Annotated in this window: 15 protein-coding genes and 1 pseudogene; all 16 read left to right on the plus strand. The window is 36.5% G+C overall.

The features are described from left to right. The first annotated feature begins 11 nt into the window (after nt 1-11). A pseudogene (locus tag IEV09_RS01670) lies at nt 12-566 on the plus strand (DUF4256 domain-containing protein). Between the two features lie 94 nt (nt 567-660). After that, the gene (locus tag IEV09_RS01675; RefSeq protein WP_209651410.1) at nt 661-1,878 is read left to right on the plus strand and encodes a cation:proton antiporter; all 1,218 of its coding nucleotides are present in this window, start codon (nt 661-663) and stop codon (nt 1,876-1,878) included. Nucleotides 1,879-2,060: 182 nt separating this feature from the next. Continuing rightward, nucleotides 2,061-3,497 (plus strand): ABC transporter substrate-binding protein/permease, encoded by a 1,437-nt coding sequence (locus tag IEV09_RS01680; protein WP_188366755.1) that lies wholly within the window; start codon nt 2,061-2,063, stop codon nt 3,495-3,497. Then, the gene (locus tag IEV09_RS01685; RefSeq protein WP_188366521.1) at nt 3,484-4,206 is read left to right on the plus strand and encodes an amino acid ABC transporter ATP-binding protein; all 723 of its coding nucleotides are present in this window, start codon (nt 3,484-3,486) and stop codon (nt 4,204-4,206) included. Before IEV09_RS01680 ends, IEV09_RS01685 begins: the two co-directional genes overlap by 14 nt. 237 nt (nt 4,207-4,443) lie before the next feature. Continuing rightward, nucleotides 4,444-4,710 carry an ACT domain-containing protein gene (locus tag IEV09_RS01690; RefSeq protein WP_188366522.1) on the plus strand — a complete coding sequence of 89 codons (267 nt, stop codon included), beginning with the start codon at nt 4,444-4,446 and terminating at the stop codon, nt 4,708-4,710. Between the two features lie 14 nt (nt 4,711-4,724). Further along, nucleotides 4,725-6,074: a PFL family protein gene (locus IEV09_RS01695; protein ID WP_188366523.1), complete on the plus strand. Its 1,350-nt coding sequence runs from the start codon at nt 4,725-4,727 to the stop codon at nt 6,072-6,074. A gap of 76 nt (nt 6,075-6,150) precedes the next feature. After that, nucleotides 6,151-6,774, plus strand: a complete 624-nt coding sequence (locus IEV09_RS01700; RefSeq protein WP_188366524.1) for a helix-hairpin-helix domain-containing protein — start codon at nt 6,151-6,153, stop codon at nt 6,772-6,774. Between the two features lie 455 nt (nt 6,775-7,229). Next, nucleotides 7,230-7,922 (plus strand): class A sortase, encoded by a 693-nt coding sequence (locus IEV09_RS01705; RefSeq protein WP_229731641.1) that lies wholly within the window; start codon nt 7,230-7,232, stop codon nt 7,920-7,922. A 197-nt stretch (nt 7,923-8,119) separates the two neighbouring features. Continuing rightward, entirely contained in the window at nt 8,120-10,903 is a 2,784-nt protein-coding gene (locus tag IEV09_RS12810) for an adhesive domain-containing protein (RefSeq protein ID WP_188366526.1), read from the plus strand. Nucleotides 10,904-10,983: 80 nt separating this feature from the next. Beyond that, complete coding sequence (locus IEV09_RS01715) at nt 10,984-12,648, plus strand: hypothetical protein (RefSeq protein WP_188366527.1); 1,665 nt, start codon at nt 10,984-10,986, stop codon at nt 12,646-12,648. 1 nt (nt 12,649) lies between these two features. After that, nucleotides 12,650-12,889 (plus strand): hypothetical protein, encoded by a 240-nt coding sequence (locus IEV09_RS01720; protein WP_188366528.1) that lies wholly within the window; start codon nt 12,650-12,652, stop codon nt 12,887-12,889. 64 nt (nt 12,890-12,953) lie between these two features. Continuing rightward, complete coding sequence (locus IEV09_RS01725) at nt 12,954-14,366, plus strand: adhesive domain-containing protein (RefSeq protein ID WP_188366529.1); 1,413 nt, start codon at nt 12,954-12,956, stop codon at nt 14,364-14,366. Nucleotides 14,367-14,375: 9 nt separating this feature from the next. Next, nucleotides 14,376-14,681, plus strand: coding sequence for an EF2685/EF0750 family sortase-dependent surface protein (locus IEV09_RS01730; protein WP_188366530.1), 306 nt, complete (start codon nt 14,376-14,378; stop codon nt 14,679-14,681). Further along, entirely contained in the window at nt 14,678-15,313 is a 636-nt protein-coding gene (locus IEV09_RS01735; protein WP_188366531.1) for a WxL domain-containing protein, read from the plus strand. The genes IEV09_RS01730 and IEV09_RS01735 overlap by 4 nt, the downstream gene beginning before the upstream one ends. A 26-nt stretch (nt 15,314-15,339) precedes the next feature. Further along, nucleotides 15,340-16,359, plus strand: a complete 1,020-nt coding sequence (locus IEV09_RS01740; protein WP_188366532.1) for a WxLIP family cell surface protein — start codon at nt 15,340-15,342, stop codon at nt 16,357-16,359. Between the two features lie 77 nt (nt 16,360-16,436). Then, a complete protein-coding gene (locus tag IEV09_RS01745) occupies nt 16,437-17,906 on the plus strand; it encodes a Mur ligase family protein (RefSeq protein ID WP_188366533.1) in 1,470 nt (489 codons plus the stop codon). The last annotated feature ends 75 nt before the right edge of the window (nt 17,907-17,981 follow it).

The raw sequence follows: 17,981 nt of genomic DNA on the forward strand, positions 1-17,981 counted from the left end.
GAGAGACAAAAATGACGCAAGAGGAAATCCATTTAGAGAACTTAGTGGAAAGACTAAAGGAACGATTTTTAGAACATACTAATCGACATGAAAACATGTCTTGGGAAAAGGTTGAAGCGGCACTAAAAAAACATCCCGAATCCTTAGAAACACTATTAATGATGGAAAGAACTGGTGGCGAGCCAGATGTTGTCGCAATGGATGATCAAGGGTATCTTTTTTATGATTGTTCATGAGAATCACCAAAAGATCGGAGGAGTTATTGTTACGATGAAGCGGCACTTGTTGCTCGAAAAAAACATAAACCCGAAGATAGTGCAATGAATTGTGCAAAAAAAATGGGTATTGTGATGCTCTCAGAAGAAGAATATGATTATTTACAAACACTTGGTTCTTTTGATTTAAAGACTTCTAGTTGGCTAAGAACACCGAATGAAGTGCGAGAGTTAGGTGGCGCATTATTTGGTGATAAACGCTATAATCGAACGTTTACTTACCATAATGGTGCAGATTCATATTACGCAGCTCGGGGGTTCCGTGGGAAAACGACCGTACCTTATTCGTGAATTCTTCATAGAAAAGTCAAAAACCTTGCTTACACTAAATAAGTAATAAAAAGCTTGTTTTATTGCACTACAATCGTTGAAAGGATGTTTGAAGTTGGTAGTCTTGAAATTTTTATTGGTATTAGCTCTTGCATTTATGCTGGGAAAGGTGGTTACAAAATTTAAAATGCCTGCCATTTTAGGTTGGTTACTAGCAGGTATGGCTTTAGGACCACATGCGTTTGGTTTGATGGGGGAATCACTATTAGCGGCTAATTGGTATAAGATACTCTTGAGTTTACTTGAGTGTGGTGTCGGATTGATGATTGGTACTGAATTGGTTTTAAAAGACTTAAAAAAATCAGGTAAGCAAATCTTGCTTACAACATTGACTCAATCCCTAGGGGCGTTTGCAGTTGTGACACTCTCTTTTTCAATTATTTTTTATTTTACAAATATACCGATTTATTTAGCATTTATCTTTGGTAGTATTGCATTGGCAACAGCGCCTGCACCGGCTCTATCGATTGTTCGAGAATTTAAAACAAACGGGCCAGTCACTAAAACTCTGATACCAATGGCTGTTTTAGACGACGTGGTTGCTTTAATTGTTTTTTTCAGTATAAATGGACTGATTACTGCGACTAAAAGTGGGGATTCATCGAATTCTCTTTTTTCTACGTTAGCTATTATGATTGTTCTGCCAGTAATTATTGGTGCAATCGTTGGCTATATTTCTAGTTTTTTATTAAAGCAAGAAATGTCTAAGATTAAAACGCAAATGATTCTGGTCTTTTTTATTGTCATCGCAGGATCCGTTGGTATTTATATTAACCAAGAATTATTAAGTGAACCAATGATTAACTTTATGTTAATCGGTATGGCTTTTTCAGCCGTTTTTGCGAATCTTGTTTCCAAGGAACGACTATATCAAATTATGGAAGCATTTAATCCGATTTTGGGAATTTCATTATTAGTTGTCATTGTGAATTTGGGTGCACCCCTTGATTATCACCTAATCTTAGGTGCAGGTATCTTTACGCTCGTTTATATCGTTTCTCGGGCTTTTGGTAAATATAGTGGTGCGTTTATTGGGGCGAAAGCGACAGGAATGCCTCAAACAGTTCAAAAATATTTAGGTTTAACTCTATTACCCCATTCCGGTGTTTCTTTGGTATTTACGGGGATTGCGGTGAATTCATTAAACACTTTTGACGCTGAATCTGCCGTTGTTATTCAAGGAACAATTGCTGCGGCAGCGATATTAAATGAAATCATTGCCGTAATTATTGCTAAAAAAGCCTTTGAATGGTCTGGAGAAATGCCGAAATAACAAAAACAACTAATCAGTGAGTTGAAGATTACTCATTGATTAGTTTTTTTGTATAATGAAAGAAAACCTTCTACAAATACAAAGTTTATGTTATGCTTATAAACGGTTTTGATGTATGTTTATACATTTATGTTGAAAGGAATGAATAAAACGTGAAATTTAAAAAAGGCTTTTTCTTCTTAATGAGTTTACTTTTACTAGCAAGTCAATTAATGCCGCTAGCTCATGTAGAGGCGGCCGCAAAAGATCCGTCCTATGACCGAATCGTTGAAAGAGGTTCGTTGGTTGTTGGATTATCACCTGATTATGCCCCTTATGAATTTTATGCAGAAGTCGATGGGCAACAAAAAATTGTTGGTTTTGATATCTCAGTTGCAGAAAAAATTGCAGAAGACTTAGGTGTTGAACTTCGAATTGAGCCGATGGGATTTGATGCTTTATTGGGAGCATTACAAACTGGGAAAATTGATTTAATTATTTCAGGGATGTCACCGACACCGGAGCGATTAAAGGAAGTTAGTTTTTCAAAATCTTATATGACGATAGAGCAAAAATTGTTGATTCGAAAAGAAAATAAAGAGTCGTTAACATCCATCGCAGACTTTGATGGTTTGTCCGTCGCTGTTCAAAAACAATCCACACAAGAGGAACTAGCGCTTAGCGAAATGCCTAATGCTACAGCGGTGTCGTTACAAAAAATTCCAGATGTCATTTTAAACTTGAAAAATAAGAAAGTTGAAGGGGCGATTCTGGAAGGTCCTGTTGCTAAAGGATATGTTGATCGTCACGATGATATTATTTATTCAGACGCTTCTTTTGAAGATGCGAATAAAGACGTTGCGGTTGCTTTCTCCAAAAATGCACCGATTTTAGAAGAAAAAATCAATGCATCGATTACAGAAATTATTGAAAATAATTTATTAGAAGGTTACCAAGAGGAAGCCAATACTTATTTAATTGAAGATGAAACCGGGTTTTTAAAAAAATATTTACCTTTTTACATTAGTGGTGCGGGCTATACTATTTTCTTAGCCTTAATTGGTGTTTTGTTTGGAACACTTTTAGGTGGTTTACTGGCCTTTATGAAATTAGCCAAAAATAAATTGATCCGTGTACTAGCAACGATTTACATCGAATATGTTCGTGGTACACCATTGCTCGTCCAAATTTTTATTGTTTATTTCGGTACCGGAATTTTAGGCTTTGAAGTCTCACGTTTAGCAGCAGGTTGTATCGCGTTATCGATTAATAGTGGGGCATATGTGGCAGAAATTATTCGTGCCGGTGTGAATGGTGTGAATCGTGGACAATTAGAAGCCGCTCGTTCGTTAGGAATGAATCAAACGCAAGCAATGCGTCATATTATCTTACCACAAGCAATTAAAAATATTTTACCGGCATTAGGGAATGAATTTGTAACAGTCATTAAAGAATCATCGGTTGTTTCAGTCATTGGTGTTTCTGAGTTGATTTTCCAAGCAGGAAATGTGCAAGGAGCGAGTTTTAAACCATTCTTACCATATGTTGTCGTTTCTTTAATTTATTTTGCTTTAACCTTTAGTTTATCACGCCTATTAGGTGTCGCTGAAAGGAGAATGAACACAAGTGATCGAAATTAGTCAATTACATAAAGCATTCGGAAAAAACGAAGTATTAAAAGGTATCGATTTGACCATTCAAAAAGGTGAAGTAGTAGTTATCATTGGACCTTCAGGGAGTGGGAAGAGTACGTTCTTACGCTGTATGAATTTATTAGAACAACCAACCTCGGGTTCTATTGTCTTTGAGGGACAAGATATTTTAGCTAAAAATGCAAACATTGATCAATTACGTCAAAAAATGGGAATGGTTTTTCAAAGTTTTAATCTTTTTCCACATAAAACGGTTCTTGATAATTTAACGATTAGCCCTATTAAGGTTAAAAAAGAAGAAGAAGCAAAAGCGAAAGAAAAAGCGATCCGTTTATTAGAACAAGTTGGATTAAAAGAGAAAAGTGATAGTTATCCTGCAAGTCTTTCAGGTGGGCAGCAACAGCGTGTTGCAATTGCTCGTGCTTTAGCCATGGATCCGGATGTACTGTTATTTGATGAACCAACTTCTGCATTAGATCCAGAAATGGTAGGCGAAGTACTAGCCGTTATGAAGAATTTAGCTGATAAAGGTATGACGATGGTCGTTGTAACACACGAAATGGGATTTGCGCGTGAAGTGGCTAGCCGTGTGATTTTTATGGATGAAGGAATCATTCAAGAGGAGGGAACACCTAGTGAAATTTTTGGCGCTCCTCAAAATCCACGAACACAAAACTTCTTAAATAAAGTTTTATAGAAAAACTCTTTTCACTTAAGGCTGTGACGAATGTCATGGCCTTATTTTTTGATTGTTTTAGTGTTAGCAGGTAACCCAGAGTAGGTTTTGAGATTCAATTGAATGATTATCCACTAAAAATGAATGATAAATCGTTAAAATAGTAGATAGTTCGTTTTTCCTTTTGAAAAGTCAGAAAATTCCACTATTTCAATGGTTAAATGTGCTATACTAATAAAAACAAAAAGGAGTGGTTAGATGCGCGGAATTTTAACGGTTATTGGAAAAGATAAGGTTGGTATTATTGCTGGGGTTAGCCAGAAATTAGCAGAGTTAAACATTAATATTGTCGATGTAACGCAAACGATTATGCAAGAGTATTTCACAATGATGATGGTTCTTGAATTAAATCCACAATTAGATTTTGAGCACACACGAAAAGAATTATCAGATATTGGTGAAGCTTTAGGTGTGAAAATCAGTATTCAAAATGAAGAAATTTTTGAAGCGATGCACAAATTATAATTGGAGGTTTGAAGATGGAAGTTAATCATATTTTAGAAACGATTCGAATGGTCGAAGAAGAGCATTTGGATATTCGAACAATTACAATGGGAATTTCACTACTGGATTGTATGGATAGTAATATTGAAGCAATGTGTGAAAAAATTTACCAAAAGATTACAACAAAAGCGAAAGACTTGGTTTCTGTTGGTGAAGGAATTGAATTAGAATATGGGATTCCTATTATTAATAAACGCATCTCAGTCACGCCGATTGCCATCGTGGCTTCTGCGGCTCACGCTACACAAGAAGAGTGTATTCAAATTGCAAAAACGCTTGATCGTGCCGCTCAAACAGTCGGTGTGAATTTCATCGGAGGTTACAGCGCTCTAGTGGAAAAAGGTTATCAGGGAGCGGATGAAACGTTAATTCGTTCCATTCCTCAAGCATTAGCACAAACCGATTTTGTTTGCTCATCAGTGAATATTGGCTCAACGAAAACTGGAATCAATATGGATGCGGTGAAACTGATGGGTGAAATGGTCAAAGAAACAGCAGAAGCTTCTGATATGGGCTGTGCAAAATTAGTTGTTTTTGCCAATGCGGTCGATGATAATCCATTTATGGCAGGCGCATTCCATGGTGTCGGTGAAGCGGATTGTGTGATTAACGTTGGTGTCAGTGGTCCTGGTGTCGTGAAGCGTGCATTAGAAAAAGTTCGAGGGGAAAGCTTTGATGTGGTTGCTGAAACGGTTAAAACAACAGCATTTAAAATTACACGAATGGGACAACTTGTTGGTAAAGTCGCTTCAGAGCGCTTGAACGTTCCGTTTGGTATTGTTGACTTATCATTAGCGCCGACACCTGCTGTGGGGGATAGTGTTGCTTTTATTTTAGAAGAAATGGGCTTGGAATCTGTCGGAACGCACGGAACAACAGCGGCGTTAGCTTTATTGAACGATGCCGTTAAAAAAGGTGGCGTAATGGCCTGTAATCATGTAGGTGGTTTATCTGGAGCTTTTATCCCGGTATCAGAGGATGCAGGGATGATTCAAGCTGTTCAAAATGGATTCTTAAACTTAGAAAAATTAGAAGCAATGACGGCCATTTGTTCAGTTGGTTTAGATATGATTGCCATCCCTGGTGAAACAACGGCCGAAACGATTGCTGCAATGATTGCAGATGAAGCAGCAATTGGAGTCATTAACCACAAAACGACAGCGGTGCGAATTATTCCGGCGAAAGATAGTAAAGTTGGTGATATGATTGAATTTGGCGGATTGTTAGGAACAGCACCTGTGATGAAAGTTAATGCAGCGAAGTCTTTTGATTTTATTCAGCGCGGTGGACGTATTCCAGCGCCGATTCACTCCTTTAAAAATTAATTGATGAAATGAAGCAAGTTGAAAAAAATTCAACTTGCTTTTTTAGTATGTTCTAATGAAAAGGAGGGAATATGCGATGAAAATAGATAAAAAACAAAGATTGGTAATAGTCGGTGGGAGTGTAATAGTTTTGATCATCGTTCTTTTTTTGATGTTAAATGATTCATCGAAAGAAGAAGAACTTTGGGAGACAGTCGAATCTAGTAGTGAAAGCTTATTAGAAGTGAGTACTATTACTAGTACCAGTAATAACATAGCTGTAACAATTCTAGTTGATATTAAAGGGGAAATAAAAAAACCAGGGGTGTATGAAGTATCAAGTGATTCAAGACTAAATGAATTGATCTTGCTGGCAGGAGGGTTTACTGAAAAAGCCGAGGAACGGCAATTGAATTTAGCAGAAAAATTAAGCGATCAGCAGATGATTTATGTCCCCAGTCAAGATGAAGTAGAGTTTTCATTTGAAAAAGTACACAAAAATGAAGACAAACAATCTTCTTTGACGGAGGATTTGATCAATATCAATACGGCGGATTTAAGTCAGTTGCAACAATTAGCGGGGGTTGGACCATCAAAAGCACAAGCAATTATTTCATATCGTGAAGAAAATGGTCCGTTTGGAACGATTGAAGATTTATTACAAGTCTCTGGTTTTGGAGAAAAAACTTTCGAAAAGCTCAAACTAATGATAAAAATATGACTGAAAATAAAGATGTTCAAATAACATGTTTCTGAACACATGAAAAAGACTGTAGTCTTTTTCATGTGTTTTTTCATTTTTTCACGCGATAGCCAATCGTTGTCGGGAATTATTTTAATGTTACTTGTTATGTTATTTATGAAAGGTGTTTATTTGTATAGTGTCAACTAATCAGTGGTTTTAAGTTTAAAGTAATTAAAAATAAATGTTATTTTTTTTGGTATTCAAATGTTGGGTTTTGGGATAGTTCGGCGTGGATACTCTTTGGTTTTGGTTTTGTTTTTTTCAATTTTATGAAATGTAAAAAAAACAAGATAAGTCATAATACCCTAATCTGTGAACGGTATTATGAACAAATTAGTTGTTAATTAAAAATAACGATGCTATTATTAATCCGAAATGAGAGAACGAAAGAAAATTATCATTTTCAAAATGAATGATTGGAGGGTCATAGTGTGTTTCAATCGAAGTTTTCCAAGGGTTTGTGTTTCTGTGCATTGATTATTGGTCTTTTTTTCTTATTCAGCAAGCAGATACAAAATATAGTTGTAAAGTCGAATACACAAAAATTTGCAATTGCCAATTATACAAGAACTGATGTAAAAGAAAATAGCCAGAAATCAGATCAGGTAACTTTTGATTTTAATGCTGTTGAACCAATCAGTACTGAAGCCGTCTTAAAAGCGCAATTGGATAAAAATGAAAGAGATTATCCAGTAATTGCTGGGATTTTGATTCCAAGTGTCGATTTAAATCTCCCTGTTTTCATGGGATTAGCGAATGAACATTTGCTGTGGGGAGCAGGAACGTTATCTGAAACGCAAGAGATGGGAAGCGGCAATTATGCCTTAGCAAGCCACTTGTCCTATGATTCAGATGCGCTATTTTCCCCATTATCACGTACCTCACCAGGTGAAAAAATATATTTGAATGATTTAAATAACGTATACGAATACACTATTTACTTAAAAGAGTGGGTAAGTCCAGACGCTACACATGTTTTGGATGAAGTCCCAGGAGAAACAATTGTTACGCTGATTACTTGTGGTGATTACGATGCAACCAATCGTTTAATCATTCAAGGGTCACTAACTGCTGTCACGCCAATTGATGAAATAAGCAATGACTTGGCAGCAGCTTTTTACTAGTTTTAGACACGTTTTTTTACTGTGTCGCTTTAATTTCGGTATTCTAATCTAATATCTTGCATATCTTAGATTGAATAAAATATATTTAAATATTTTTAGAGGGGAATAAAAGGAGGTTTTGAAAAAAACCCTGCTGTTTTGTGTTGGTAACTCAAGGAGTTAAAAATATTATTGCGATGTGCAAGGAGGAAAAGTAGTTGAAGAATAAAGATTATAAGAAAATTATGGATTTAAAAAATAAAAAGAGTCGATCGAAAAGAAATCGTGTGATTGCAAATGCTGCCATTACGGGTTTAATGCTGACGGGGGCAGTTGTTACGCCTGCAACATTACTTTTAGCGCCACAAGCGGTGGAAGCATCGATTGTCAATGCGACATTATTTGAATCACTTTTAGCTAGCAATGATTCTGGTACGACGTTTGATAGTCCTTATGCCATAGGCGCAGCGAGTCCATTCTCGTTCACAGTCAAAGGAATTCAATTAGCTGATGCAGATGTATTAAACGGTAATCGCGTAGCAGCTGTTGGAATTCCAACAGAATTATCAGGATTGGTTACAACAGATGGAACAGCCAATTTGACTTTAAGTAGTGTATTGAATTTAGAAACAGTGGGTTCATTAAACGATCTTGTTACATCAATCCTTGCAATTATCGAGCCACTTGGAAATACAGTCGATAATACTTTGAATCAACCGTTAAAAGAAGTGATCAAGGGAATTCCAGGATTGTCCGGTCTGGTTGGATTACTATTAGGTGATACAGCTTTAAGTGATGTTTTATCAGTAAAAATCAATGGCAATGAAAATATTGTGGCTGAATTAACAACACAGCTGAATGCTGTTACAGATCAATTAACACATATTGCAGTGACGAATCAAACAATCAATGCTGAGATAGAACAAGGTGGTACATTACTGTTAGCTGATATCGATCAAGGAATTTTGACTACAGTGGTAGAACGTCTGAATAATGTCTTAAATGTTGTTCAAGGTTTAAGTTTTGATGTTGCAATTCTGCCAGGTGCAGAAGGCTTGTTAGGTCCTATTATTGGGGGCGTACTTGGAGATATTGTCGGACTTCTTTTAAATCCAGTAAATGAACTTATTTCTACGGTCTTAGATACCGCGCTTGATGGGTTGGTTTCGCCGTTAATTACAACAATTCAAGGATTACTAACGAATACAGGTCAACTTGGTAATCAAATTCTTGACGCGTCTGTCTTAGGTGAAGTGATTGTAACTTTCCCAGTCACTGCAACGACACCGACAAGAGCTAATTTAATTGCTTCTGGAAAATCGATTTCTGGTAATGTTTATACAGGTGGCTTTGAAGCCGTTCTTGCACAAAGAAATGCGATTTCAGTAGAGATTGGTAATTCGATAGAAGCGAATACAGAAGTCTTTTTCCAATTAGAAGATGCCGAGCAAACCGATGCACCTCTAGTTGATCCAGCAACTGAAGGCGATGAAACGATTAAAGGTTCCGCTGTGCCAGGAGCAACAGTTACAGTGAACATCAATGGTACAGACTATACAGTCGTAGCCGCTATTGATGGCAGTTGGGAAGTTACTGTTCCAGCATTAAATCCAGATGATACGATTTATGCATTTGCACAAGAGAATGGAAAAGATCCTAGTCAAAATGTGGATGTTACAGTTATTCCATTAGAAACATCAGCTGCACCAATTGTGGATGATGCAAACGAAGGAGATACGAAAATTTCAGGGACAGGTACACCTGGAGCTACGATCACTGTAACGATTAATGGTACGGATTACACTACGGTTGTAGCGCCTGATGGCACATGGGAAGTAACTGTTCCAGAATTAGCAGCAGATGACATTGCATCAGCGAAATCTGAAGAAGCAGGAAAAAAACCAAGTGAAACAGTAGATATTCCGATTATCCCAATTGATGAAGCAGACAGTGACTCCGATTCAGATAGTGATTCAGACTCAGACAGCGATTCTGATTCAGATAGTGACTCAGACTCAGACAGCGATTCCGATTCAGACAGTGACTCAGACTCAGATAGCGATTCCGATTCAGATAGTGATTCCGATTCAGATAGCGACTCAGACTCAGACAGCGACTCCGATTCAGATAGTGATTCTGATTCAGATAGTGACTCAGACTCAGACAGCGATTCCGATTCAGACAGCGATTCTGATTCAGATAGTGACTCAGACTCAGACAGCGATTCTGATTCAGACAGTGACTCAGACTCAGACAGCGACTCCGATTCAGATAGTGACTCAGACTCAGACAGCGATTCTGATTCAGATAGTGACTCAGACTCCGACAGCGATTCCGATTCAGATAGCGACTCAGACTCAGATAGCGATTCCGATTCAGACAGCGACTCCGATTCAGATAGCGACTCAGACTCAGATAGTGATTCCGATTCAGATAGCGACTCCGACAGCGACTCAGACTCAGACAGCGACTCCGATTCAGATAGTGATTCTGATTCAGATAGTGACTCAGACTCAGACAGCGATTCCGATTCAGATAGCGACTCAGACTCAGACAGCGATTCTGATTCAGATAGTGACTCAGACTCAGACAGCGATTCCGATTCAGACAGCGACTCCGATTCAGATAGCGACTCAGACTCAGATAGCGATTCCGATTCAGACAGCGACTCCGATTCAGATAGTGATTCCGACTCAGACAGCGATTCCGATAAAAATCAAGGAGATAAGGGAGAACAAGGAGACAAGGGAGACAAGGGAGACAAAGGTGATAAGGGAGAACCAGGGGAGCCAGGTAAACCGGGAGAATCAGGTAGACTACCTCAAACAGGTGGAAATAACGGAAGCAACAATAGTAAACCGGGTTCTGGAGTAAACAAACCTGGTGGTGGCCGTCTACCTCAAACAGGATCAGTAGCAAGTTCAGCACCTCTATTAGGAGGAATCTTAGCTGGATTATCTGGACTAGGTTTATGGGGTTCTAGAAAAAAGAAAAAGAAGTAAATGATTACAAATAAATAAGCAACATTTCAATGAGGGATAAATATTTATCCCTCGTTGTTTTAAAATTAGGAGGATGACACTTGGGGAAAGTAGCGTTTAATCAATTATTTAGTAATCTGGAAACATATGTAAATCCTGCGCTTAAAACAACGGTTTTGGTTTTAAGTTATGGACAAAATAAGGCGCGTTGCCAGGTAAAAGAATTCTATGGCAGAACGTTTGAAAAAAGTTGGGAACAATTATTCGCTTTTTACCGTTCTTTACCTAGTAATATTGCTTATTATCGTATCGACTTAATTACAGAAGAACAGACGTTAAGTTTTGAGGAATTATTAGAATCGATTGATGAAGTGAAACGAAATAATTATATTCCTTTTGGTATTCGTGTAGAAGGATTCAAGAAACGCCTTTTTTTAAAAGAAGAACTTGTCGCAAATGCGATTTTAATTCCGAGTAAAGAGCATATTGTTGGTAAAAATCGACCGCAATTACAATTTTCTGAGAAAAACTTCAAAAATTATATTAAACGAAAATACAATGTTGAAGAGTACACAATGAATTATTTATTAAAATCAACAATACATACATTTAAGACACAAGCATTCTTTATTGAAAATGATACAACTTATGAACTCTTAAGCGATGACATTGGCAATCAAGTCAGAGTCATTGAGGAAACGAACTTTCAAGAAAATTTGGACTTGGTCATTGAACGTGGAGCCAATTATTTATTGGACCAGTTAGATGAAACGGGCAAATTTATATACGGATACTTCCCATGTTATGACAGTCAAATTAATAACTATAATTCTATTCGTCACTTTTCATCACTTTATGCACTATTTGAAGCTGCTGAATTTTTAGCTGATAAAAAAATGATTCAAAGTGGATTAGAAGGATTGTTATGGGGTTTTGAGCATCTATCAGAAGTCAATCAAGGTGAATTCCTGATTAAAGATTTTGATAAAGGTGTGATCGAATATAAATTAGGTGCACAAGCAATGGCAATTCTAGCTGCAGCCAAGTATACACAAATTACAGGAGATACACAGTTTTTTGAGAATATGAAAACCCTCACACACACAATCGAAAAAATTTTTTTAACAAAAGAAAATGAAACGATTCATGTGTTTGATGAAAATTTGAAAATTAAAGAGCAATTCAGAATTATTTACTATGATGGCGAGGCGTTATTTTCTATGCTACGTGCATATGAGTTAATGAAAGATGAAGAAATATTTGCTATTTGTAAACGATTGATGAGTCACTTTGTTAAACATAATTACGAAAAATATAATGATCACTGGTTAAGTTATGCCGTGAATGAATTTTTGAAGCATGAGGAGCAAGACGAGTATTATAAATTTGGACTTAAAAATGCTTTGAATCGACTGAATTTTATTGAGAAACGTGACACTGCTTATCCAACCATGCTGGAACTTTTAACAGCTGCGGCTAAAATGATTTTAAAATTAGAAGTTTATGACAATCGTCAAAAAGTCATTTCTGATGCTGATTTTCAGGATGCTAAAAATCGAATTTTTGAGGTGATGGAACATCGAGCACACCATGAAATGGTTACAGGAGTCATGTTTCCAGAGTTTGCGATGTATTTTAAAGCGCCATATAAAATTGAATATGGTTTCTTTGCTCGACACGATCGTTTCCGAATGAGAATTGATGATGCGGAACACTTTTTGTCAGGATTTGTCAACTTTAGAATGCTTATGAATGGAAGTGAGTAGTATGAATTACGGTTATGTACGTGTTCTAGCTCTAGTTATCATTGTTTTTACAGTCTTTTTTGTTCGGCAGTATCGAAAATTACAACGAAAAACAACCACTGTTGAAAATCTTGGACAGTACGAAAAAGATGAGAATGGACGCTATCCTTGGGAAGTCAATACTGACGACTCACCGAAAAAAATACCGACTGATGCGAAACGCTTTGTCGAGAAAGATAAAATCCGACGGGGAAGGTGGTAAAATGCTTCTCAAAATTTTTTAAGTGATGCATGAGTCATTACTCGATGGTGAAGGATTGATCGTAGTGAAAAACAAAGGGAATAAAAATAAGTATTTTAATAAAATAGTGGCAATTCTTTTAACTTTTTCCATTTTTATAAACGGTGGAATCGGGGCAAGGGAAGCATATGCCTTGTCACTCGTTGACTTAGAGGTTTTTTCAAACATCTCGGTCGATAATACGAGTGGCACAACACCTGATAATCGTTGGAAACCAGACGAAGCTACTAAGTTCGTCGATTTTACGTTTGAATCGAAGGGATTAGCGGATGTAAAGCTCTTGCCAGACAAACCAACTCGCGGAATGCTAATTTATCCCGATGAATTTGTAACGGAAGAAGGAACCTTAATTTCACCAAGTGGGCCTGCGAGTGTCACAGTCAGCGGATTAGTCAATCTGAATGGTGTTTTAACTAGTGGATTACTTGGTGGTTTGCTAGGGCTTTTAGAAAAAATATTAGGCTTGCTATCATCAATTGATTTAATTAAAGCAGTACAATCTGTGATCCAAGATTTAGCATCGATAGAAAACTTTAATCAAACGTTTGATATTACTGTCGAAGGAAATAATCAGTATGCTACGGTCGATATTGATACCCAGCTAGTTGATCAACTATTGGGTTTAGTCACAAATTTATTGAATTCATTGAAACAACTGGAAAAGAGTTTAGGTATTTTAGGACTTCTATTAGGCGTACTATTAGGCAGCTTAAATAATGTGATTAAAGAATTGGGCGCATTATTGCAAAATCCTGAAGCAGCTAGAGCTCAATTGTTGAGCGCCACAGTTTTAGGTAGTACAAGCATCACGATGCCTATGACTGTGACGAGGCCAGCGAATTTAGTTTCAAACTTGGATGCCACATTCATCGGGACGATTACGCAAGCTAGTGAACTTACTTTAGTTGAGTTGGATCTGTTAAAAACATCGAACAGAAACACGTTAATTTATTTAGGGCCAGAAGAGATTCTACAATTAGACCTTCATTTACCGGATAGTTTGGATTTTGGTAGCCATCGAATTCAAGCGAGAATGCCCTATGCTTTACCAGCGACAGAAAAAGGGAACATCACTCTGACGGATACGAGACAAGGAAATCGGAATTTAAGCCTTGGTGTAACTCAGACTCAAGTTTGGCAACATGAAAATAGGAATCATTTTTTAGATACAGCGGAATTAAACATTGATTTTACGTCTCTAACGGGTGACGCTGGAGGAGGGATTGTTACATCGGCTGAAAATCAGCAAGTGACGTTATCTGCTTTTACTCTGAATCAAATGCATCCCATAATATCGGTAACGAATGCATCCGATTCTGTGTTTTTAGATTTATCATCGATTGCTTTCCAACTTGAACTACCAGCGAATAGCTTGCAATACAGTGGAAGCTATCAAACACATTTAACTTGGACGTTGTCAGATGGCACAACACCTTAGGAGGGGGATATGAATAGGAAGTTCATTATTTCTCTTTCGTTACTTTTTTGTCTCATGCTATTTCCTCTGACGGTGAATAGTCAGACGACAACAGGCCGAATCGAATTTTATCAAGAAGACGCCATCCTTAATAAATTTGATGAGTCTGAAAAAAATATAAAAAAACAAGTGGTTGAGCAAAATACAACTGAGCAATCGGATCGACGTTTGGGACAATTTGGTGAGAAAGTAGAAAATAGTTTAGTTATTATTGGTATGGTTTTAATTGGTATCGCACTTTATTATTTTGATAAAAATAGGAGGATATTAAAATGAAAAAAATGAAATTAGTATTGGGGATTCTAGTAGCAACATTTGGGGTGGCAAGTCCATTAACGGTTTTAGCAGCAGATACGACCGATGGGACGAATGGCGAAGTTGCCTTTACTCCTGGAGATTTCACATTAAATCCCGACGATGGTGACGCAAGTTATCGATTACCAACTGACTTGAACTTTGGTTCGCATAAAATTGGACAAAGAAGCAGTGAAATACTAATTGCTAGAAAAGATGGTGTTGTTGGGGGGGAGATTACCAAAGGCGGGATTATCGTTCGAGATGATCGAGGAAATGGTGAAAGCTGGTCATTGACGGTGACGCAAGACGATTGGTTTAAAATTGACGATTCTACTAAACTAGAAAATGCAGAACTTTCTTTTAATATTGGTGAGTTGATTCATCACACAACAACTGAAAAACCCAAAGTTAGTCCAGGTGTTAATAGTTCGTTAGTCTTCAAACCTGGAGAAGCGGTTTCGATCCTAGAAGCGAATGGCTCACAGGCAGCGGGTGAAACACTTTTAGCACTAGAATCATTTGAATTAGCGATTCCAGCAAATGCCGATAAAAAAGTCGGAACATACACAACGAGTCTAACATGGACGTTAAACGACGGAACAACACCTTAAAATAATTTAGAAAAGGATGGAAAGAAATGCGCAGTTATTTAGTAAAAGGACTCTATAGTCTACTCATGTTTGGAAGTCTTTTCTTTCCATCAAATATTGTTTTTTCAAATACACTGAATAGTTTTGATGTGAATATTCAACCGCCAGAAGAACAGGTTGAAAAACAATTAAGGTACTATGATTTACAATTAAAACCCAGTCAAACTATCACGTTACCAGTTGCTTTAACAAATAAGAATGAAACCGAGTTAACCCTAGAACTTTCATTTCATCAAGCAACGAACAACAGTAACGGCACCATTGTTTATACGAATAGTGAATTAGAAAGTGCTGCAGCAGCAGTGTATAATATTGAGGATTTTGTTAATATTTCTCGGAAAAAAGTTACGCTAAATGCCAAAGAAACAAAAAATATCTTGGTCGAAATTAAAATGCCAGATGAAAAATTCGAGGGTGTTCTAGCAGGTGGCGTTTACATCAAAGAAGTCGGATCAGATGCTTTTGATGGAAATATTCAAAATTTATTTGCTAGAGAATTAGCAATCTTATTACGATCCAATACACAACCGGTCGCACCAGAGTTAAAAATTGGCAAAGCCTATTCGCAGCACGTTAATGGTAGAAATGCCATCGGTTTGCACATTGAGAATCTTTCCCCAACTTATACCGAAACCGTAAAATTTTCTTATACGATTGAAAAGGATAGCGAGCCTACCACATTTCATGGAGAAAAAGAAATCCGCTTAGCACCCAATGCGTTGCTAGACTACACTATCTCTTTAGAAGGAACAACATTCGAACCAGGTGAATACAAGATTAAGACAACTCTAGTCCACGGTGAACAACGTTGGGAAGGAAGCCCGACCTTTACTATTGAAAACACAGAAGCTAAAAATTTGAACGCAGCGGATGTTTCTCTTGAACAACCAGATTTTCCGTGGCGATTAATAATTATTGCAATTGTTGTGTTATTATTAGTTGTTGTTGTGTTATCACTCATAAAGAAGAATAAACAGTTGCGACAGGCATTAGAAAGTAAGCAGTAGGATTTCATAATAAAATACAGTAGCCAGAATTAAAAATATAGATAAATAAGAGATGTTAACGATAGCGAGGACTCATTTTGGAAAATATAATAAAAAAATTACCGTCATATTTTGAGGGGTATTACGCTAATGATAATAAATTACCATTAGAGATTACTAATGTTGAATATTTTTTACCACATTTCAAAAATCTTAAAAATATGAATCAAACAATGTTTATTAGTATCTCTAAAGAACGTCGAGTATTTGTGAATAAAGGAAAAGATGTTTCATGGACAGATGGGAATGAACAAATTAAGGATATCGGTAATCGTTTAGGTTTAATTGTCACAGAAAAGGTAATTCCCCATCTATTGAATGAAACACCTCAATTTATTGTTGATAATACATGGGAGTTTATGTTGAGTTTTTCAGAAATGATTAGAAATCAATATAATAACGCAGTGGTTGCTATTACAGGATCTGTTGGTAAGTCTTCAACTAGATTAATGATTAGTCATTTACTGGAGGAGGAGTTAGTGTTAGAGAATAGAGGAAATCACAATGTTCGCTTTGCGATGCCATTATATTTATCAAAACTAGTCAATAAACCTGATATTTGTGCGTTGGAAGTATCGATAAATGCATTGAATAGTTATGACTCTGGAAATATGACCAAAATAATTAAGCCAAGTATTGCAATTGTAACATCTGTAGGAGAAGCTCATATGAGTTCCTTTAGAGATTTATCGTCTGTTGCTCGAATGAAGTCGAATATTTTTGAGGGACTTACAGATGGAGGAACTGCTATCATTAATAGGGATATGGACGAAGAAGCATTTACAATTGTAGAAAAAGCGGCAAGACTTAAGACAGAAAATATACTTACCTATTCGATAAATAATCAGTCAGCTGACGTTTATATTAAGAATGTTGTTCATAAAAAATATATCGATGAAGTAAAAATTCAATTTTTTGAAAAAGAATATACGTATCAACTCCAAACAGCTTCGTTAGGAATGGTTTCAAATAGTCTGGCATCATTGCTTTCTCTACATGTATTAGGAAAACCAATTGAGACATATTTGAATAGATTTGTTGACTATCGTTCGCTCCCTAAAATTATGGAGAAAACACAGTTAAAAACGCAATTAGAAACAGTTTTTTTATTAGTTGACGATAGTCATAATGCTGCTGTTCCTTCTATGATTAATGCAATTGACTATGGCGAATCGATTGCTGAGCAATTTTCAGGTAAAAAAATATTTGTTATTGGACAAATTATGGATTTAGGGAGAATAACAGCAGACACTCATCAAAAAATGATTGAAAAGTTACTTGATAGTGATTATGATTATATCTTTGGTTACGGTGGACATTTAAAACAAATATTTATTGATAATCAAGAAAATACTCGATTATCATGGTTTGAGAATGTAGAAGAGTTGAGAGATATTATCTTAAAGACAGTTACTAATGATAGTTTAGTTATTTTAAAAGGTTCAGTAACAGGCGGAAACTTTAGTTCATTAGGAATGAAGATTAAAAAAAGTACATTTCTAGTATAGTGACAAGGAAAATTCAAAAAAATAAATATAAACCTAAAAAACTTGCTATGAATTTCTAGCAAGTTTTTTTATCTA

It is taken from the genome of Enterococcus alcedinis (assembly GCF_014635985.1).
Classification (GTDB): domain Bacteria; phylum Bacillota; class Bacilli; order Lactobacillales; family Enterococcaceae; genus Enterococcus_I; species Enterococcus_I alcedinis.